19 protein-coding genes are annotated in these 18,972 nt (G+C 42.5%); all 19 read right to left on the reverse strand.

The annotated features are described in order from the left end of the window. Positions 1-8: 8 nt before the first annotated feature. The 19 genes from leuD to xseA all read right to left on the reverse strand — a co-directional run bounded on the left by leuD (position 9) and on the right by xseA (position 18,919). Positions 9-602: a 3-isopropylmalate dehydratase small subunit gene (gene leuD / locus ACORHV_RS05170; protein WP_000410639.1), complete on the reverse strand. Its 594-nt coding sequence runs from the start codon at positions 600-602 to the stop codon at positions 9-11. A gap of 9 nt (positions 603-611) precedes the next feature. After that, positions 612-1,994, reverse strand: coding sequence for a 3-isopropylmalate dehydratase large subunit (gene leuC, locus ACORHV_RS05175; RefSeq protein ID WP_434397658.1), 1,383 nt, complete (start codon positions 1,992-1,994; stop codon positions 612-614). A gap of 3 nt (positions 1,995-1,997) precedes the next feature. After that, on the reverse strand, positions 1,998-2,267 hold the full coding sequence (locus ACORHV_RS05180) for a DUF1294 domain-containing protein (protein ID WP_278276127.1): 270 nt from the start codon (positions 2,265-2,267) through the stop codon (positions 1,998-2,000). Continuing rightward, positions 2,264-3,301, reverse strand: a complete 1,038-nt coding sequence (gene leuB / locus ACORHV_RS05185) for a 3-isopropylmalate dehydrogenase (protein ID WP_278276128.1) — start codon at positions 3,299-3,301, stop codon at positions 2,264-2,266. Before leuB ends, ACORHV_RS05180 begins: the two co-directional genes overlap by 4 nt. 11 nt (positions 3,302-3,312) lie before the next feature. Next, a complete protein-coding gene (locus tag ACORHV_RS05190; RefSeq protein WP_278276129.1) occupies positions 3,313-4,875 on the reverse strand; it encodes a 2-isopropylmalate synthase in 1,563 nt (520 codons plus the stop codon). A gap of 314 nt (positions 4,876-5,189) precedes the next feature. Continuing rightward, complete coding sequence (locus ACORHV_RS05195) at positions 5,190-5,846, reverse strand: MmcQ/YjbR family DNA-binding protein (RefSeq protein ID WP_278276130.1); 657 nt, start codon at positions 5,844-5,846, stop codon at positions 5,190-5,192. 43 nt (positions 5,847-5,889) lie between these two features. Continuing rightward, complete coding sequence (locus tag ACORHV_RS05200) at positions 5,890-6,522, reverse strand: copper homeostasis protein CutC (protein WP_000638807.1); 633 nt, start codon at positions 6,520-6,522, stop codon at positions 5,890-5,892. A gap of 93 nt (positions 6,523-6,615) precedes the next feature. Beyond that, a complete protein-coding gene (locus ACORHV_RS05205) occupies positions 6,616-6,975 on the reverse strand; it encodes a YbaN family protein (RefSeq protein ID WP_001220359.1) in 360 nt (119 codons plus the stop codon). 106 nt (positions 6,976-7,081) lie between these two features. Next, positions 7,082-9,169 (reverse strand): type I DNA topoisomerase, encoded by a 2,088-nt coding sequence (gene topA / locus ACORHV_RS05210; RefSeq protein WP_000179628.1) that lies wholly within the window; start codon positions 9,167-9,169, stop codon positions 7,082-7,084. A gap of 117 nt (positions 9,170-9,286) precedes the next feature. Beyond that, positions 9,287-10,135 (reverse strand): DNA-processing protein DprA, encoded by an 849-nt coding sequence (gene dprA / locus ACORHV_RS05215; RefSeq protein ID WP_000705327.1) that lies wholly within the window; start codon positions 10,133-10,135, stop codon positions 9,287-9,289. 80 nt (positions 10,136-10,215) lie between these two features. Continuing rightward, positions 10,216-10,839 (reverse strand): hypothetical protein, encoded by a 624-nt coding sequence (locus tag ACORHV_RS05220; RefSeq protein ID WP_000825985.1) that lies wholly within the window; start codon positions 10,837-10,839, stop codon positions 10,216-10,218. A 140-nt stretch (positions 10,840-10,979) separates the two neighbouring features. After that, positions 10,980-12,803, reverse strand: a complete 1,824-nt coding sequence (lepA, locus tag ACORHV_RS05225) for a translation elongation factor 4 (protein WP_049505907.1) — start codon at positions 12,801-12,803, stop codon at positions 10,980-10,982. A 78-nt stretch (positions 12,804-12,881) separates the two neighbouring features. Beyond that, a complete protein-coding gene (locus ACORHV_RS05230; protein WP_434397664.1) occupies positions 12,882-13,610 on the reverse strand; it encodes a metallophosphoesterase family protein in 729 nt (242 codons plus the stop codon). Continuing rightward, positions 13,611-15,278, reverse strand: a complete 1,668-nt coding sequence (gene recN / locus ACORHV_RS05235) for a DNA repair protein RecN (RefSeq protein WP_434397666.1) — start codon at positions 15,276-15,278, stop codon at positions 13,611-13,613. Positions 15,279-15,284: 6 nt separating this feature from the next. Continuing rightward, positions 15,285-15,716, reverse strand: a complete 432-nt coding sequence (locus ACORHV_RS05240) for an arginine repressor (protein WP_001034390.1) — start codon at positions 15,714-15,716, stop codon at positions 15,285-15,287. Next, positions 15,709-16,524, reverse strand: a complete 816-nt coding sequence (locus ACORHV_RS05245; RefSeq protein ID WP_434397668.1) for a TlyA family RNA methyltransferase — start codon at positions 16,522-16,524, stop codon at positions 15,709-15,711. The genes ACORHV_RS05240 and ACORHV_RS05245 overlap by 8 nt, the downstream gene beginning before the upstream one ends. Beyond that, positions 16,517-17,392 carry a polyprenyl synthetase family protein gene (locus ACORHV_RS05250; protein ID WP_070567534.1) on the reverse strand — a complete coding sequence of 292 codons (876 nt, stop codon included), beginning with the start codon at positions 17,390-17,392 and terminating at the stop codon, positions 16,517-16,519. The genes ACORHV_RS05245 and ACORHV_RS05250 overlap by 8 nt, the downstream gene beginning before the upstream one ends. After that, positions 17,389-17,601, reverse strand: coding sequence for an exodeoxyribonuclease VII small subunit (locus tag ACORHV_RS05255; protein ID WP_061420846.1), 213 nt, complete (start codon positions 17,599-17,601; stop codon positions 17,389-17,391). The genes ACORHV_RS05250 and ACORHV_RS05255 overlap by 4 nt, the downstream gene beginning before the upstream one ends. Then, positions 17,579-18,919, reverse strand: coding sequence for an exodeoxyribonuclease VII large subunit (gene xseA / locus ACORHV_RS05260; RefSeq protein ID WP_084881775.1), 1,341 nt, complete (start codon positions 18,917-18,919; stop codon positions 17,579-17,581). Before xseA ends, ACORHV_RS05255 begins: the two co-directional genes overlap by 23 nt. Between the last annotated feature and the right edge of the window lie 53 nt (positions 18,920-18,972).

Below are 18,972 nucleotides of genomic sequence, written 5' to 3' on the forward strand. Positions count from 1 at the left end.
TATTTTTACTAATCCTGCCAGTAGGCTGGTCGTCGTTTTTCATAGGCAGCAATCAAGTCCTCATACTGCAAGGTAATTCCGATATCATCCAAACCATTTAAAAGCTTGTGTTTCCATTCTCTATCAATTTCGAAAGTGAATTCTCCGACTGGTGAGATGATTTTTTGTTGTTCCAAGTCCACAGTTACCTGATCGGTCGGTTTAAGTTGGGCTAGTTTTTCTCTAACCTCCCTAGGCTGAACAATGGGCAACATGCCATTATTGAGTTCATTATTGTAATGAATGTCCCCGAAAGAGCCTGCAATCACGACCTTAAAACCATAGTCGGCTAGAGCCCAAGCTGCGTGTTCCCTCGAAGAACCTGCCCCAAAGTTATCCCCTGAGATGAGGATACTGGCTTTTCGGTATTCAGGTCGGTTAAAGACAAAGTCTGGATCCTCAGTGTAGTTATCGTCCAGATAACGCCAAGCATACATGAGGTACTTACCAAAGCCTTTTTTATCAATTAACTTGAGAAACTGCTTAGGAAGTATTTGGTCGGTGTCAATGTTATCATTCATGAGAGGAACGGTCGTTCCCGTATAAACTGTAAATTTCTCCATATCCTCTCCTTACTGGGCCTCTGGCATTTGCCGAACATCTACGAAGCGCCCTGCTATAGCTGCCGCCGCTGCCATGGCTGGACTGCAGAGATGGGTTTTAGCACCAAATCCTTGTCTGTCTTCAAAGTTGCGGTTACTGGTTGAGGCACAGTGGACACCATCAGGGACCTTGTCAGGATTCATCCCTAGGCACATAGAGCAACCTGGGTCTCGCCACTCAAAGCCAGCATCTAAGAAGACCTTATCCAAGCCCAACTTCTCAGCAGCTCGTTTGACAGGACGAGAACCTGGTACTACGATTGCTGTTAGATTGGGAGCAATCTTCTTCCCTTTGACAAATCGCGCAGCCAGCTGTAAGTCACTGAGCCGAGCATTGGTACAAGAGCCAATAAAGATATAGCCTAGTTCAATATCCGCTGGCTTTTGACCAGGCTCCAAGTCCATGTAATGATAAGCGCGCTCATCATTCATATCCTTAATTTCTGGGAATCTACTGTCAAAATCAACCCCCATAGCAGGATTTGTTCCCCAGGTCACCATAGGAGCCAAGTCTGAGACATCCATCCGGATAACCTTATCATAGACAGCATCGTCATCGCTAACTAGGTTTTTCCAGTCGGCAACCGCCTCCTCAAAGTCCTCTGGAACACATTCCCGTCCCTTGAGATAGTCATAGGTGGTCTGATCTGGATTCATAATTCCCATCTTAGAACCAAACTCGATGGACATATTGCAGATAGTCATTCTCTCTTCCATGGTCAGTGCATCAATCGCTTGTCCACGATATTCGACCACATATCCTACACCACAAGCAACGCCATACTTGGCAATTAAGGCGAGAATGTAATCCTTAGAATAAACTCCTTTTTGAGGAACACCAGTGAATTCTATCAGCATTTTCTTGGGTTTGACCTGCCAAAGGGTCTGGGTAGCAAAGACATGCTCGACCTCACTGGTCCCAATTCCAAAGGCGATAGCTCCGAAAGCTCCGTGAGTAGCTGTATGACTGTCTCCACAAACGATGAATTTTCCTGGTTGCGTCCGTCCTGTCTCTGGACCTACCATGTGAACGATGCCCTGCTTTTCAGAACCATGGGCAGCATGTTCAATCCCAAACTCCTCAACATTTTCAGCAAGCTTATCAATTTGGGCCTTAGAAATGACATCTCGAATATCATAGATGTTGACCGTTGGTACATTGTGGTCAAAGGTCCCAAATGTCAAGTCTGGTCGTCTCAATCTGCGGCCTGCATCTCGTAATCCTTGAAAAGCTTGGGGACTAGTCACTTCATGAATATAGTGCTGGTCCACATACATGAGTTGGGGCTGCCCTTCTTCTCCTGTGATGACATGACGGTCCCATAATTTATCAAAAATCGATTTTCCTGCCATCCATTACCTCCAAATAAAATATAAGGCTACTAGTGTGGTCACCATCCCGAGAAACCAAACTGTTTTAAAATACCATTTTCTAGTCTTGTGGTGAAAGATGATTCCTGCCAACCAGGCACCAAAACCACCAAAAGTAAAGGCTAAAATGAGTAAGATTTTCTCTGGGACGCGCCAAGCACCTCTTCTTGCCTTGGATTTGTCAATGCCATAAATCAAGAAAATCAGCAAATTCCAAATCAAGAGGGCAAGCGTGATTCCTTCATTTATCTTCATAATCTTTCAATGATGGCTTCTGTCATTTCCTTGGTCGAAGCCTGTCCTCCAATATCTCTTGTTAAAATGCCAGCCGCTAAACTAGCTTCAACAGCACGCTCAATACGCTCTGCATCCTCATAACGTCCAAAGCTATCTCTCAACATCATAGCAACAGATAAAATCATGGAAATAGGATTGGCAATTCCTTGACCTGCAATATCAGGTGCCGAACCATGAATAGGTTCATAAAGACTTGGACCTTTTTCAGAATGACTAGCTGATGGCATGACTCCAAGCGTGCCAGATAGAACGCTTGATTCATCAGATAAGATATCTCCGAAAAGATTCTCCGTTACGATGACATCAAACTTAGCAGGATTGGTAATCATGAGCATGGCAGCTGAGTCCACCAACTGGTGTTCCAAGGTCACATCTGGAAAATCCTGCGCAACTTCCTCAGCTACTATCCGCCAGAGTTTTGATGTCGCTAGAACATTTTGCTTATCGATACTGGTAACGAGTTTTCTGCGACTTCTTGCAATTTCAAATGCCTTGCGAATAATCCGCTCTACTTCTTCGTAGCTGTAGTCGTTGATATCACGCGCTTTTCGCTCTTCAAGGATATGATCCCCAAAGTAGATACCACCTGTCAACTCACGCACCACGACAAAGTCTACACCAGCAATTCGTTCCGGTTTGAGAGGTGATAAATGCTTAAGACTATCAAAGATTTTTACAGGGCGAATATTGGCATAGAGATTGAGTTCCTTACGAAGAGCCAGCAAGCCTTGTTCAGGGCGAACCACTGCTCCATCATACTGGGGACTACCGATAGCCGCTAGGAGAATAGCATCTGCTTCTCTACATGCCTTGAGGGTTTCATCAGGTAAGGGATGCCCTGTAGCATCAATACCTGCACCTCCAAAGGGGCGTCTATTTATTTCATAGTCAAAGCCTGTTTTTGAAGCTAGAGCTTCCAGAACCGTTAAACCAGCTTCCATGATTTCTGGACCGATTCCATCCCCTGCTAGTGCTACTATTTTCTTTGTCATAGCCTTCTCCTTTACACACTAGGCATGTCTCGGTAGGAAACGCTATGCCCCATCTCACCTGCATTCTCTTTTTGAACAAAAGTATTGGCATTGATATAGGCAATAGCCGAAGCCTTCAATACATCGAAGTCAAGACCTGCTGCGTTAAAGATAGTTTCTGTATCTCTGTTTTCAACAGTGACCAAAACCCGAGCTTGGGCATCGATTCCATCTGTTACCGCGTCAATAGTATAGGACACCAAGCGGACAGATTGGTTAAAGAACTTATCGATAGCGTTAAAGATTGCTTCAACAGAGCCTTGCCCTGTTGCATTGAATTCGACTTTCTCACCATCCATATTTGCTAGGCTAACGAGAGCTTCAATGTCATTATCTGCATGAGTTTGAAGTTGTAAATCATCAAAGTGGAAGCCTTCTGGGTTTTCAACCATGGTACCAGCGACCAGAGCTCGAATATCTGCATCTGTGATTTCTTGTTTCTTATCTGCCAACGCCTTGAACTTAGCAAAGAGTGGTTTGATATCCTCTTCTGTATAATCTAGGGCCAGTTCTCTTAGTTTTTCAACAAAGGCATGGCGACCAGACAATTTACCAAGCGGAAGACTATTACTCTTAACCCCGACCAATTCAGGTGTGATAATCTCATAAGTGAGAGGATTTTTAAGGACTCCATCTTGGTGAATACCAGACTCGTGGGAGAAGGCATTACCACCAACCACAGCCTTGTTTTTAGGAACTGGAATACCAGAGAAGCGAGAAACCATTTCAGACGTATTCATTGTTTCATCCAAAACAATATCACTAGTTGCTTGGAAGAAATCCTCACGAATCTTCAAAGCAACAGCTACTTCTTCAAGAGCAACATTACCTGCGCGTTCACCGATACCATTAATAGTTCCCTGGACACGTCCAGCACCGTGTTTAATTGCTATCAAAGTATTTGCAGTTGCCATACCGAGATCATCGTGACAGTGGACACCAAAGACAACTTTATGATTTGATTTAATATTTTCAGTCAAGTGATCAAAGATACGTGCAAACTCTTCTGGAGTCGTAAAGCCAACTGTGTCAGGGATATTGATATAAGATGCACCTGCATCGACCGCTGTTTGAACGACTTGCAAGAGGAAATCCAACTCTGTTCTAGTCGCATCTTCAGGAGAGAATTCGACGATTTCAAACTTAGAACGAGCATAAGAAACATGTTCCTTGATAGCTTCTAAAATCTCTTCCTTGCTTTTATTGAGCTTATACTTGCGGTGAATCGGACTGGTAGCGATAAAGACATGAATTTGTGGATACTTGGCATCCTTAAGCGCCTCATAACAAGCATCAATATCAGATTTTACAGAACGAGCTAATCCTGTCACTGCTGTTTTTTTCATGGCTCTAGCAATTTCTTGAACGGCTATAAATGAATCTGGACTAGCAGCCGGAAAACCAGCTTCAATTACAGAAATTCCCCATTTCTCTAGCTGTCTTGCAATGGAAACTTTTTCCTTTATTGAAAAGTTAACACCAGGTGTTTGTTCCCCATCACGAAGGCTTGTATCAAAAAATTCAACTTTACGCATAAGATTTCCCCTTTTCCAAATGTGGTTTTAAAAAAACATCTCGCTTAGAAGCCCAAGCGAGATGTTGATTTACTCCCGCTTGGTAAGCCAAACAGGACTAATGCTTTTGCACTAGCCCGAGTACCTCAACAACAAAGCAAATTGATTAAACTTAGCTGTTTTCATGTTTGACTTTCTCCTTCGTTTGATATCTTGTTTAGTATTTTAGCATAGCTAAAAACACTTGTCAAGAAAAAATCCATTATTTTCTGAAAATTTCTTCAGTAAAGAATATTTTGCTAATTGAAAGTATTTGAAAAATCAAGTAACTTTCTTTAATTTTTCACAGTCAAGTTCCAACTTCTTTCGATGAGTTCTATCACTTCTTCATCTTGCAAACTATCATCAAGCGCCAGACTAAGCCAGTAGCGTTTATTCATATGAAAAGCTGGATAAATACCCTTTTGTGAAAGCAAGTCAGCTACTTGGTCGTGTTTGATATTAACTGCTTCGACTAGCCCTTCTCTCCCCTTATCTAGCCTATCCCAAGGAATTCTCATTAAAACAGCATACCACTTTTGATTGCCTTCATGGCGCAATACAGCTGTATCAGGCGATTTTTCCCACAGATACTCCAACTGATTACCATACTTTTCCTGAACTTGAGCCATGATGCGCTTAGTCTGAGGACAGATAAAATCCTGCACATCAAAACAAGCCTTCCGAATCTGATAGAGAATCTCCAAACAAGCCTCACGGACACTTCCAACAAAAGTCCCTCTCATGCTTTCCATATGGACTTGAGGATAAAGGTCACCAGTCTCCTGATCAAAAACTTGAAAACTCACATTATCTGTAGTGATGGACACAATCATGACAAAGTCTCCATCCAAAATCTGGAAACTGTAGGACCAGACTCCCTCATTTTCTATAAAACCGAAGGCACGAACTTTTTCTTGATTAAACTGATAGGATTTAAAAATTTCAAACATAAGTGAAAACTGCTACCCAAAGCTAGCAGTTCCTTTCTATTTTTTAAAAGACAACCTTGGTACCGTGCAATTGAGTCACACCAAGTTGGTCGATAAAGGTTTGACGGTTGTCCAAGTCAATTCCTCCACCTGGTAAGATTTCAATTTTACCTTTTGCATGTTCCAAAATTCTGTGATAGTGAGCAAAACGTTTGTCTAGCGAGTCCTCAGAAACTCCAGCACGAGTTAAGATACGAGTGACTCCGGCTTGGCTGAGCCAGTCAATGGCTTCCAACTGGTCTTCATCACTTAATTCATCAAAGGCCATGTGAAAGACAATTTCCATTCCTTTAGATGCGGTAATCAGCTTCTCAAGATTAGGCTTATCCAACTTCTTATCAGCAGTTAATGCCCCAAATACAACCCCTTGACTTCCAGCCTGAGTAGTCAAACGAATGTCTTCTAGCATGATCGCTATTTCAAGATCAGTATAGACAAAGTCGCCACCACGGGGACGAATCATGGTCATGATGGTGGTGTCGTAGTTAGCTGCCAGTTCAACCGCCGCCTTGGTCACTCCATAGCTAGGTGTTGTTCCACCCACTGCTAGATTGTCACAAAGTTCGATTCGACGAGCTCCAGCCTGCATCGCTTTTTCAAGCAAGGTCACATTTTCAGCACAAAATTCGTAAATCATTTGATTCTCCTTGATGTTTTCTTTAAATTTATTATATCATATTATTTTAAATATGCTTTCATTTTTATCAAGGCAAATAACTACTATTTTTATCTATTCTTTGTCAGGAATGACTTTAAAGAGATAGTAGGTAATAAAGATAGTCAGGGCTCCCAGACCGATTTTGACTGGTAAAAGAGGGGCAAAATAAATAGAAATCCCCATCAAGATATAGATAGATACGATAATTTTTTTCTTTCGTTCACGCGCGATTGACTTGGTTTCCCGAAAGTCCGCTACATAAGTCTGATAAAGCTTTGTATGATAAAGCCAGTCTTCAAATCTCTTTGAAGACTTGGAAAAGCAAGCAATTGATAGCAAAAGGAAGGGTGTTGTTGGCAAGAGGGGCAAGACAACCCCAACAAGAGCCAAGGCTAAAGAAATAAAACCAATACTTAGGTAAATAATACGCATGTCTTCTCCTAATTGAAATAATCTTCTACTAGTTTCCCACAAAGTGAGGAAATTTGTCAAGCTTCAAGTAAAAAGAGCCTGAAATTTATTTTCAGGACTCTGCATTTTATTTAATTTTCTCTTCTTCGTAGTCGCCATTACTACATACAACCTGCTTACCACCACCACGGACTTTTTTCTCCACTAGGAAGTGTCCGCATTTTGGACAGTCACGGCCAATTGGTTTGTCCCAGGAAGTAAACTCACATTCTGGATAGCGATTGCAACCATAGAAGATACGATTGCGCTTGGTTTTGCGTTCGATGATTTGTCCTTGATGACAGCTTGGACACTCGACTCCAATCTCTTTGACAATTGCTTGTGTGTGACGGCAGTCTGGGAAGTTGCTGCAAGCATAGAATTTACCAAAACGTCCTAGCTTAATCACCATCGGACTGCCACAAACCTCACAGTCAAATCCAGCTGGCTCATCCTTGATCTGGATTTTTTCCATTTCAGCTTCTGCCTTGGCTACTTCTTTAGAGAATGGTTTGTAAAAGGCGTCAATGACCCGTTGCCACTGCTCTTTTCCAACCTCGACATCATCCAGTTTTCCTTCCATCTCAGCTGTGAAGGTCACATTTACGATATCTGGGAAATATTCAACAATGAGTTTATTGACAATTTCTCCCAGTTCTGTCGGTTCAAAACGTTTAGCAGCCAGACGAACGTAGTAACGTTTTTGGATAGTTTCAATGGTCGGAGCATAGGTTGACGGACGTCCAACCCCATTTTCTTCCAAGGTCTTGATAAGAGTTGCTTCCGAATAGCGAGCTGGCGGTTGGGTGAAATGTTGTTCTGGCTTGCTATTGACCTGTTTGACCACATCTCCAACAGCCATATCTGGCAACATTTTGTTCTTGTCAGAGTCATTATAAATAGCAAGATACCCATCAAACTTAACTTGGCTTCCATTCGCCGCAAACTGAACCCCATTTTGAGAGAGCTTAACAGCCATGGTATCAAAGATAGCAGCTGTCATCTGGCTAGCCACAAAACGGTTCCAGATAAGGGTATAGAGCTTAAGCTGGTCTTTGTCCAAGTACTTAGCGATGCTTTCAGGTGTGTTAAAGACACTAGATGGACGAATGGCTTCGTGAGCATCCTGAGCACCTGAGGCATTCTTGACCTTGCTACCATGCTTGGAATACTTGCTACCAAAACGCTCGTTAATATAGCTTGCCGCTTCATTCTGAGCCACAGGACTGATACGAGTCGAGTCTGTACGCATATAGGTAATCAAACCTTGCACGCCCGATCCGATATTGATCCCTTCATAGAGCTGTTGAGCCACCATCATGGTCTTTCGAGTACGGAAATTGATTTTGTTAGCCGCATCCATCTGCATGGTTGAAGTCGTATAAGGTAGGGGCGCATTGCGTTTGCGTTCTTTCTTATCTACCTGGTCTACTGTGAAATCTTTACTAGTCAAATGGGACAAGACTTCTTTGACCTCTTCATTGGTGGTCAATTTCATCTTTTTGCCATTCATACCATAGAAAGAAGCCTGAAATTGCTTGGTTCCCTTCTTAAAGACACCATCAATTGTCCAGTATTCTTCCGGTTGGAAGGCATTGATTTCATTTTCACGGTCAATGATGAGCTTAAGGGCAACTGACTGCACGCGTCCTGCTGATAAGCCCTTCTTGACCTTTTTCCACAAAATTGGCGAAATCGAATAGCCTACTAAGCGGTCCAAGACACGACGAGCTTGTTGGGCATCGACCAAGTCCATATCAATCTTGCGAGGTTCTTTAAAAGCATTTTTTACTGCGTCTTTGGTGATTTCATTAAAGACCACACGATTGGCATCATTCTCATCCAAATCAAGGATATGAGCCAAATGCCAGGAAATTGCTTCTCCTTCACGGTCCGGGTCACTCGCCAGAAAGACTTTATTGGCCTTTTTAGCTTCTTTTTTCAAGTCATTAATGAGAGGGCCTTTTCCACGGATATTGATATACTGTGGTTCATAATTGTTTTCAATATCAACAGACATACTGGATTTTTTCAAATCTCGGATATGTCCAACACTGGCTAGAACCTTGTAATTTCGTCCTAGATATTTCTCAATCGTTTTCGCCTTAGCAGGCGACTCCACGATGACTAGATTTTTTTTAACTGTTGATTTTTTCTTCTTTGTTGCCGTAGCCACACTATCACACCTTTTCAAAGTAATAAACTTTATAAAGTGTAAACCATTTTTCTATAGCTGTCAAGACTTAACTCCTATATATAGAAGAAAAGTTTATCTGAGGGAATAAATTTCTCCTTAAAATTCAAACTCTGCTAACACATCTTGACCACTTGTGATCAGTTTTGCTCCCTCTTGGATCAAGTGGTTGCAACCATCTGAATGGCCATCAAGAATGTTCCCTGGAATAGCAAAGACATCGCGTCCTTCCTCCATGGCGCGTTCACAGGTAATGAGACTCCCTGACCGCATCCTTGCCTCTGCCACAATAACTCCACGACACAATCCTGCAATGATACGATTACGAGCTGGAAAGTGAAATTTTAAGGGTTCTTCACCTGGACCGTACTCACTTAGCACTAGATGATGATTTCCAATGTAGTCCTGCAAGCGTTTATTAGCACGTGGATAAAAAACATCCAATCCTGTTCCAATGACAGCAATCGTTCGTCCTCCATTCTGGAGCGCAGCCATATGGGCAGCGGTATCGATTCCTTTTGCTAATCCACTAACCACGATTAACTCGTTTTCTAAACCTTGGATAATTTTCTGGATCGACTTAGCACCTTGACTCGAACAAGAACGACTCCCTACAAGAGCAACCTTTGGAAATTTCAATAAATCCAGATTCCCTTTGTAAAACAAAAGAGCTGGAGCATCATAAATCTCACTCAGATCCCAAGGATAACAGTCATCAAGAATCGAGAAGGATGGAAATTTCTGAAACTCCTTCTCCAACTGTGCATCATCTATCTGGAAATAGCGTTCCATAAAGACAGCAGGATTACGGCACCCCGATATTTCTGCAATATCACCTAGCAAGAGCTCCTGATCTACAGTCTCATCGTATTCAAGAACTGTTAAAATTTGTTGATTGCTCAGCCCAGCTTTTCTCAATTTGTAAATCTCATAGTTTGTGATCTTCATATACAACTCCATTTCTTTTTCTACTCATATATCTATTCGTAAAAAAATAAAAAGAAGACCAAGGATCTTCTTTTTTTCATTTATTCAGCTTTAGTAGTTGACCAGCTACTTTCAACCATCGGTAAGATTGTTTTTAAAGTTTCCCCATCCCCTTCAAGTGAAACATAGCGGATTTTACCATCATTTGATCGGAAAACCCAGGTAACGAGGTATTTCCCTGACTTAGCAATTGCATTGACAACATAGGCTTCATAGCCTCCAATGGTCGATTTGGAGCCCCAAACCTTACTGAAATCAGAGCTTTGTTCTTTGGAAGTTAAAATACTAGATGAGACATTCACAACATCCAGTTTAGCATATTCTTCTTCGCTGATATTGAACTGCTCAGCCTTGAAGGTATTCAGCGTAACAATGTTGATATCTGTTCCATCACTATACTGTATATCATTTCCACCTTCTACTTCATGGAATTGAACCCATGATTTGGGTACCTTGACAAAACCATATTCATTCGAACCGATGATTTGCGTCTCTTCCTTTTTCGCTTCAGAAACAGCAGAGCTAGAGCTACTTGTTTCCTGACTGCTAGAAGACCTAACAACCGCAGTCGAACTTTCTTCGGTTGCTGTTTGCGATTTATTGGAGCATGAAGCTAAAAAAGCACTAATAGTAACTACAGTACCTAAAATTAATAATCTTTTCATCCTACCACCTTTCCATCTGCATTATAAGAAAAATAAGGACTTCTGTCAAATTCTAACCTAATCGATTCAGTTAGTTTACGATTTTATAGCTCACATTTAAAGCAAAAACTCTTGAAAAATCTTCAAGAGTTTTTTTATTTCTATTCTTCATCCATGCTTAAGACGCTAAGGAAGGCTTCTTGTGGTACTTCTACTGATCCGATAGCTTTCATGCGTTTCTTACCAGCTTTTTGTTTTTCAAGGAGTTTGCGTTTACGCGAAACGTCACCACCATAACACTTGGCAAGTACGTTTTTACGAAGGGCCTTGATATCCGTACGAGCCACAATTTTGTGTCCAATAGCTGCTTGAATCGGCACCTCAAACTGTTGACGAGGGATGATTTTCTTGAGCTTATCAACGATGAGTTTCCCGCGTTCGTAGGCAAAGTCCTTGTGGACGATAAAGCTAAGAGCATCGACCTTATCACCATTGAGAAGGATGTCCATTTTGACCAGCTTAGATGGGCGATACTCTGACAATTCATAGTCAAAGCTTGCATAACCACGCGTCGAAGACTTGAGCTTATCAAAAAAGTCAAATACGATTTCAGCAAGTGGAATTTGATAGATGACATTGACACGATTGTCATCAATATAATCCATAGTCACAAAATCCCCACGTTTCCGCTGAGCCAGTTCCATCACCGCTCCAACAAACTCCTGTGGTACCATAATCTGAGCCTTGACATAAGGTTCTTCAATGGTCGCAATCTTAGTTGGATCTGGAAACTCTGATGGGTTAGAGACATCCATAGACTCACCGTCAGTTTGATTAACCTTATAGATAACAGACGGAGCTGTCATAATGAGGTCAATGTTGAACTCGCGCTCTAAACGCTCTTGGATAACATCCATATGGAGGAGTCCAAGGAATCCACAACGGAAACCAAATCCAAGGGCCTGAGATGTTTCTGGTTCAAACTGCAAGCTAGCATCGTTGAGCTGCAATTTTTCTAAGGCTTCACGTAGGTCATTGTACTTGTTTGACTCAATTGGGTAAAGTCCTGCAAAGACCATAGGATTCATTTGCTTGTAGCCATCTAGCGGTTCTGCTGCAGGATTGCTTGCTAGGGTCACTGTATCTCCGACACGCGTGTCTTGAACCGTCTTGATAGAAGCCGCAATATAACCAACGTCACCTGTGGCTAGGAAATCACGCCCAACAGCTTTCGGTGTGAAAATTCCGACCTCCGTCACATCAAAGGTCTTTCCATTGCTCATGAGTTGAATCTTATCGCCAGGTTTAACAACTCCGTCCATGACACGAACTTGGAGGATAACCCCACGGTAAGCATCATAAACTGAGTCGAAAATCAAGGCTTTGAGTGGAGCTGAAACATCACCAGTTGGGGCTGGCACTTTCTCTACGATTTGCTCAAGAATCTCTTCGATACCAATACCAGCTTTGGCTGATGCTAAGACCGCTTCGCTGGCATCTAGTCCAATGACATCCTCAATCTCTGTACGAACGCGCTCAGGATCGGCTGCTGGTAGGTCAATCTTGTTAATGACGGGCAGAATTTCCAAATCATTGTCCAAGGCTAGATAAACGTTAGCAAGAGTTTGCGCTTCAATCCCTTGAGCCGCATCAACCACCAAAATCGCTCCTTCACAGGCAGCTAGCGAACGCGACACTTCATAGGTAAAGTCCACGTGCCCTGGCGTGTCAATCAAGTGGAAAATATAGGTTTCGCCATCTTTTGCAGTGTAATTGAGCTCAATGGCATTCAACTTAATGGTAATCCCACGTTCACGTTCAAGATCCATACTATCCAAAAGCTGGGCCTGCATTTCACGACTAGAAACGGTCTCCGTCTTTTCCAAAATGCGGTCTGCTAGCGTTGACTTCCCATGGTCAATATGGGCGATAATAGAGAAGTTTCGAATCTTCTCCTGTCGTTTCTTTAATTCTTCTAAGTTCATGCTGCTCTTCCTTTCAGGGTATCTATTAATTATAAATTGTTTTTAACATTTTGACAAGACCATACCCTGCTAGGAGTACTAATCTTCGGCAATAAAACCATCATTCTCGATAAAGTGGTGTTCTGTCATTCCTTGGTCTGTAAAGACGATCCCATGAAGGACACCACCATAGACAGCTCCTCCATCCATGCCAATCTTGCCATCTTCTGTCATCCAAAGCTCAGCTGTACCTCGGTCTTGCTTCAGTAAGCCATAAACTGGTGTATGCCCAAAGACAATGGTTTTCCCAGTATGATTTTCGGCTTCGTGGAATGGTTTTCTGAGCCAGACTTTTTTATAATCTGTGGTTTCATGCCAATCATCCAAAGTCAAGTCAATACCCGCATGAACAAAGATATACTTGTCTGTCTCTACCACAAATGGCATTTGACGAATAAATCCGACCAAGTCTGCTGCTTCTGTCGCAACCCGTTTGGCATCTTCTACGCCATCAACTGGTGCATCCAAGGGACGACCTAAAATTGAGTTAATGGTTGTATCACCACCATTGCGACGATAATGGTCATAGCTTTCTTCTGGGTCATCGAGCCAAGTCAGAAACATATACTCGTGGTTTCCTGATAGACAGATAGCCCCTTGATTGTCCACCAAGTCCTTGACCATTTCTAGAACACGGCGACTATCTTCACCTCGGTCAATCAAATCCCCTAGAAAGAGCAACTGGGTGTGACCATCCCAGGTTTTGAGAAGGTCTTCCAGCATACCTGCTTTCCCATGGACATCTCCAATTACATAATAGTCTGTCATTTATTTCTCCCTCGTTTGCAATAATTCTCTGGCTTGGGTAAGGGCAGCCTCTGTTACATTCTCTCCTGCTAACATCTTAGCTACTTCCTCTACTCGCTCTTCTAAAGTCAAGAGGCGAACAGTCGACACCGTTGAGTGCTCATCGCTAATCTTCTCAATAAAGAATTGATAATCTGCAATCGCAATCACTTGTGGAAGGTGAGAAATAGCAAGAACCTGACCATGCTGACCAATCTTATGAATCTTTTGCGCAATGGCTTGGGCCACACGACCTGAAACTCCCGTATCCACCTCATCAAAGACAATACTAGTCTTGCCTTCTTTACGAGAAAAGGCGGATTTAATAGCTAGCATGAGGCGGGATAATTCCCCACCAGATGCAACTTTGACCAAAGGCTTAAAGTCCTCACCAGGGTTGGTGGAAATGTAAAATTCGACTGTTTCATTTCCTTCACGGCTGAACTTACTCTTACTAAAGCGAACCTGGAATTGTGCCTTCTCCATATAGAGATCTTGCAGTTCTTGTTTAATCTCTGCCTCAAGCTGCTGGGCCAAATCATGACGAGCTGATGCAAGTTGCCCTGCCAAATCGACAAGATTAACTTCCAATTTCTTGAGCTCTGCTTCCATGTCTTCGGAAGAAAGGTTATTTCCAGTCAAGAGATTGTACTCATCCGTAATCTTAGTAAAATAAAGCAAAACATCGTCTACAGTCCCACCGTACTTGCGAGTAATAGTATTTATAAGGTCTAAGCGATTTTCAACCTGCATGAGGCGATTGCCATCAAAATCCAAGTCCTCAATAATATCTTCCAAACGCTTGGTAATATCTTCTAAAACATAGTATGTTTCTGATAGAGAACTTGAAATTTCACGGTATTCAGGGTCGTATTCTTCAACACTTTCCATGTCATTCATGGCTGAACGGACATTAGCAAGACTGGAGAATTCCTCATTGTCCAGCATACTGTAGGCATTGGTTAGCGTATCCGCAATATTTTTATGATTGAGGAGTTTATCTCGTTCTTGGTTGAGAGCTAAGTCTTCACCAGCCTGTAAGTTCGCTGCCTCAATCTCTGCCATTTGAAATTCCAACATCTCAATACGAGCCTTATGTTCCTGCTGGTTTTTCTTGACTTCCAAAACCTGCTTGCGCATTTTGCGATAGGCATCAAAGCTCGTCTGATAGGTCTCCTTCAAGTCCAAGAAAGCAGCATCACCAAACTCATCCAACATCTGGATGTGCAGTTGAGGACGCATTAACTCCTCTTGGTCATGCTGACCATGGATATCCACAAGGTGTTGCCCAATGGCACGCAAGACAGAAAGATTGACCATCTGACCATTCACGCGACTAACACTACGACCATTTTGCAAAATTTCCCGGCGGATGATAATCTCATCACCCAATTCTAAACCTTGCTCTTCAAAAAGTTCCTGTAAAAGGCGACTATTTTCAACCGAAAAAAGCCCCTCAATCTCTGCCTTTGGCGCACCATGACGAATAACGTCTGTCGTTGCACGAGCCCCCAACATGAGATTCATAGCGTCGATAATGATAGACTTTCCAGCACCCGTTTCCCCGGTTAAAACAGTCATACCCTTTTCAAAATTGAGCGAAATCGCCTCAATAATGGCAAAGTTTTTTATCGAAATTTCAAGTAACATACTGACCTACCATTTTTTGACTTGTTCAACAATTTCCTCAGCTGCCTCTGCTGTTCTAGCTACAATTAAGATAGAATCATCATCAGCTAGACAGCTAAAAATCTGTTCAGAAAATGCTTCAACCAACTGACTCTTCACAAAAATAGTATTTCCAGGAATGACAGCAAGGTTAATCATATTTCCCATTAACTCAGAACTCACAATATTGTCCTCAGCCAATTGCAAACTCTTGACGATTGATTTTGGCAACTCATAGATATAGGTGTTGTTCTTCAAAGGAATTTTAACAATCCCAAGCTCCTTGATGTCCCTTGAGACAGTGGCTTGAGTAGCAGAAATACCTGCTTCCTTCAAATGCTCAACAATTTCTTCCTGAGTCCCGATTTGATAATCCGTAACAAATCTTCTAATTTTTTCAAGTCTCTCTTTTTTATTCATCTTTAAATTCTCTATGTGCTCTCTCTACAACTTTTTCTATTTCAGGGGCAACTTGGTTACTTGCTCCCTCTTCCTTTTTCAAATATACCAGAAATTCGATGTTTCCATGTCCACCTTGGATTGGTGAATAGTCTAATCCAAGCACTGAAAAACCTTGTTCAACTGCCATAGCAGTGACAGATTCAAGGACAGTTTGATGAACCTTAGCATCTCGAATGATTCCATTTTTCCCAATCTGCTCACGACCTGCTTCAAACTGGGGTTTGACAAGTGCCACCACCTGACCTTGATCAGCCAAGACACGATGCAAAGCAGGCAAAATCAGACTGAGGGAAATGAAACTCACATCAATACTGGCAAAGCTTGGTTCCTGCTCAAAATCAGTCTTTTCAGCATAGCGGAAATTGAACTGCTCCATGCTGACAACCCGTGGGTCTTGACGTAATTTCCAAGCCAACTGATTGGTACCAACATCGACTGCAAAGACTAACTCAGCACCATTTTGCAACATGACGTCAGTAAATCCTCCAGTGGAAGCACCGATATCAATCGTGGTCGCTCCATCAACTGACAACCCAAAGACCTGCAAGGCTTTTTCTAATTTCAAACCACCACGGCTAACATACTTGAGTTTTTCACCCTTGAGTTTTAGATCAGTGTCATCTGGGATTTTCTCTCCTGGCTTGTCAAAACGCTCCCCATTGAGGACTGCTACAACTAGACCAGCCATGACACCGCGTTTAGCCTGTTCTCGCGTTTCAAACAAGCCCTGTTTATAAGCTAGTACATCCACTCTTTCCTTAGCCATTGATTCTCAAACTTTCTACTACTTTCACAATCGGCTCTGTTTCAAAGCTGACTTGCTGGGCAATTTCTTCTAACTTGGCATTAGCTTGATCCAAGGTTTGGTTACAAAAAGCAATGGCCTCCTCCAAACCCAGCAAGGCTGGATAGGTTGATTTTTCAGCCTGCAAATCCTTTTGTGGAGTCTTGCCGATTTCCTCAAAACTAGCTGTCACATCCAGCACATCATCTCGAACTTGAAAGGCCAGCCCAATCAATTCACCCACAGTTTTCAATTTTGCTTGGATTTCTGGTTCCAATTCCGCAATGATAGCAGCTGCTTGGAAAGGATAAGCTAGTAATTTTCCAGTCTTATTGGCATGAATGGTCTGAAGTTCTTCCAAGGATAAATGCTGGTGTTCGCCTTCCATATCTAAAACCTGCCCTGCCACCATACCTAGACTCCCTGAAGCAAGGGATAAGTTGGCAATCAAATCCACCTTGATCTGACTTGATAAATCTGCCTGCGCTATCAAGGCATAGGGATCTAGGAACAAGGCATCTCCTGCCAATATTGCCATCGCTTCGCCAAATTTCTTATGATTGGTCAAGCGTCCACGACGATAATCGTCATCATCCATAGCAGGAAGGTCATCGTGAATCAAGCTCCCTGTATGAATCATTTCCAAGGCCGCGGCCACCTGCGCGTGAGCAGGTTTAATAGCGACCTGCAAGGCTTCCAGAACTTCTAACAAGAGAAAAGGCCGAATACGCTTGCCACCAGCATGAATGGAATAGAGAACGGACTCTCGCAAACTAGAGGCAAACTGCTGGTCTCCATAAAAATCTTCCAAAGCAGACTCGACAAGAGCTAATTTTTCTTGCTTCTTCATTCAAAATCACTTTCTGTCCCGTCTTCTTGCATGACCTTGACTAAGGTCTTTTCAGCCTTGTCCAACGTCGCTTGGAGCTCTTTTGACAAGACCATGCCCTTTTGAAAAGCAGCAATCGCATCTTCCAAAGCAATTTCACCGTTTTCCAAACTTTGGACAATGGTCTCTAGTTCTACTAGATTTTCCTCAAATTTCTTTTGTTTTGACATCTTTAACCTCTAATTCTACTTGACCATCTCGCATCAAAAGCATCACTTGGTCTTTTTTATTCAACATCTCAACAGAATCGACTACGGACTCTTCTTTTTTGACAATTGCATAACCACGCGCTACGATTCGACTGGTATCCAACATCAGCAGAGCTTCTGAAAGTCGCTTGACTTCAGCGACCTTGGCATCATAAACCAGCGCCATTTGGCTACGTAGGAGCTTGTCCAACTGACCTAAACGGTCTTGATAACGCTGGATTTTGGTTATAGGTGATAATTGGACTAGTTGATGCGTCCTTGCTTGGACTAACTGTTTATTATCAGAAATCCGTGTTCGCAAACTTTGTTTTAATCGCAGTTGTAGTTGATCTAACCGTTGCAAATATCCATCGTACAAGCGCTCTGGCTGTCTAAAGATGACTGACTGACTGCATTTTTTCAGAGCTTCCTTTTTTCTTGACAGTACATTCTGAACTGCTGTCGCCATCCGCTTTTCTTGATTTTGCAAATGAGTCAGAAGATCCAACTTGGTTACAGGTGTTGCCAGTTCAGCTGCAGCTGTTGGCGTTGCAGCACGGCGATCAGCTACAAAGTCCGCCAAGGTCACATCTGTCTCATGACCAACACTAGAGATGACTGGCAAACGGGATTCAAAAATAGCCCGTACCACGATCTCTTCGTTAAAAGCCCAGAGATCCTCAATGGAACCCCCACCACGACCAATGATGAGAATATCTAGGTCCTCACGTTGATTGGCACGCGCAATATTTCGAGCAATTTCCTCCGCAGCTCCATCACCTTGTACCTTAGTCGGATAGAGAAGGATATCAACACCTGGAAAGCGTCTGCTGACAGTCGTGATGATATCTCGAATAACAGCTCCACTACGACTGGTCACCACACCGATCCGCTTAGCAAACTGGGGAAGAGGTTGCTTGAAACGTTCTTGAAACAGACCTTCTTCTGTCAATTTTTTCTTGAGTTGTTCAAACTGAATCGCGAGCGCCCCAACCCCATCAGGCTCAGCTTTTTCAATGATGATAGAGTAGCTACCGCTCGGTTCATAGATTTGCACACGCCCAATCACATTGATTTTCATTCCCTCTTCCAAGTCGAAACCTAATTTTTGATAAATCCCAGACCAGATGGTCGCTTGAATGACTGCATGATCATCTTTTAAGGAGAAATATTGGTGAGTAGGTCGTTTACGAAAGTTGGAAACTTGACCAGTTAAATAGACCCGTTCCAAGTAAGGGTCTTTATCGAATTTCATTTTCAGATACTTGGTCAAAGTTGTTACCGATAAATACTTTTCCATCTCCACCTACTATTCATTTTCTTGCTTTTCCATGGGTATTATTATACCAAAAA

This window comes from Streptococcus sp. KHUD_016 (assembly GCF_051106465.1).
GTDB lineage: Bacteria > Bacillota > Bacilli > Lactobacillales > Streptococcaceae > Streptococcus.

Bases quoted from the DNA above. Each gene is read 5' to 3' on its own strand.
- leuD (WP_000410639.1), bottom strand. From the start codon at position 602: ATGGAGAAATTTACAGTTTATACGGGAACGACCGTTCCTCTCATGAAT.
- leuC (WP_434397658.1), bottom strand. From the start codon at position 1,994: ATGGCAGGAAAATCGATTTTTGATAAATTATGGGACCGTCATGTCATC.
- ACORHV_RS05180 (WP_278276127.1), bottom strand. From the start codon at position 2,267: ATGAAGATAAATGAAGGAATCACGCTTGCCCTCTTGATTTGGAATTTG.
- leuB (WP_278276128.1), bottom strand. From the start codon at position 3,301: ATGACAAAGAAAATAGTAGCACTAGCAGGGGATGGAATCGGTCCAGAA.
- ACORHV_RS05190 (WP_278276129.1), bottom strand. From the start codon at position 4,875: ATGCGTAAAGTTGAATTTTTTGATACAAGCCTTCGTGATGGGGAACAA.
- ACORHV_RS05195 (WP_278276130.1), bottom strand. From the start codon at position 5,846: ATGTTTGAAATTTTTAAATCCTATCAGTTTAATCAAGAAAAAGTTCGT.
- ACORHV_RS05200 (WP_000638807.1), bottom strand. From the start codon at position 6,522: ATGATTTACGAATTTTGTGCTGAAAATGTGACCTTGCTTGAAAAAGCG.
- ACORHV_RS05205 (WP_001220359.1), bottom strand. From the start codon at position 6,975: ATGCGTATTATTTACCTAAGTATTGGTTTTATTTCTTTAGCCTTGGCT.
- dprA (WP_000705327.1), bottom strand. From the start codon at position 10,135: ATGAAGATCACAAACTATGAGATTTACAAATTGAGAAAAGCTGGGCTG.
- ACORHV_RS05220 (WP_000825985.1), bottom strand. From the start codon at position 10,839: ATGAAAAGATTATTAATTTTAGGTACTGTAGTTACTATTAGTGCTTTT.
- lepA (WP_049505907.1), bottom strand. From the start codon at position 12,803: ATGAACTTAGAAGAATTAAAGAAACGACAGGAGAAGATTCGAAACTTC.
- ACORHV_RS05230 (WP_434397664.1), bottom strand. From the start codon at position 13,610: ATGACAGACTATTATGTAATTGGAGATGTCCATGGGAAAGCAGGTATG.
- recN (WP_434397666.1), bottom strand. From the start codon at position 15,278: ATGTTACTTGAAATTTCGATAAAAAACTTTGCCATTATTGAGGCGATT.
- ACORHV_RS05240 (WP_001034390.1), bottom strand. From the start codon at position 15,716: ATGAATAAAAAAGAGAGACTTGAAAAAATTAGAAGATTTGTTACGGAT.
- ACORHV_RS05245 (WP_434397668.1), bottom strand. From the start codon at position 16,524: ATGGCTAAGGAAAGAGTGGATGTACTAGCTTATAAACAGGGCTTGTTT.
- ACORHV_RS05250 (WP_070567534.1), bottom strand. From the start codon at position 17,392: ATGAAGAAGCAAGAAAAATTAGCTCTTGTCGAGTCTGCTTTGGAAGAT.
- ACORHV_RS05255 (WP_061420846.1), bottom strand. From the start codon at position 17,601: ATGTCAAAACAAAAGAAATTTGAGGAAAATCTAGTAGAACTAGAGACC.
- xseA (WP_084881775.1), bottom strand. From the start codon at position 18,919: ATGGAAAAGTATTTATCGGTAACAACTTTGACCAAGTATCTGAAAATG.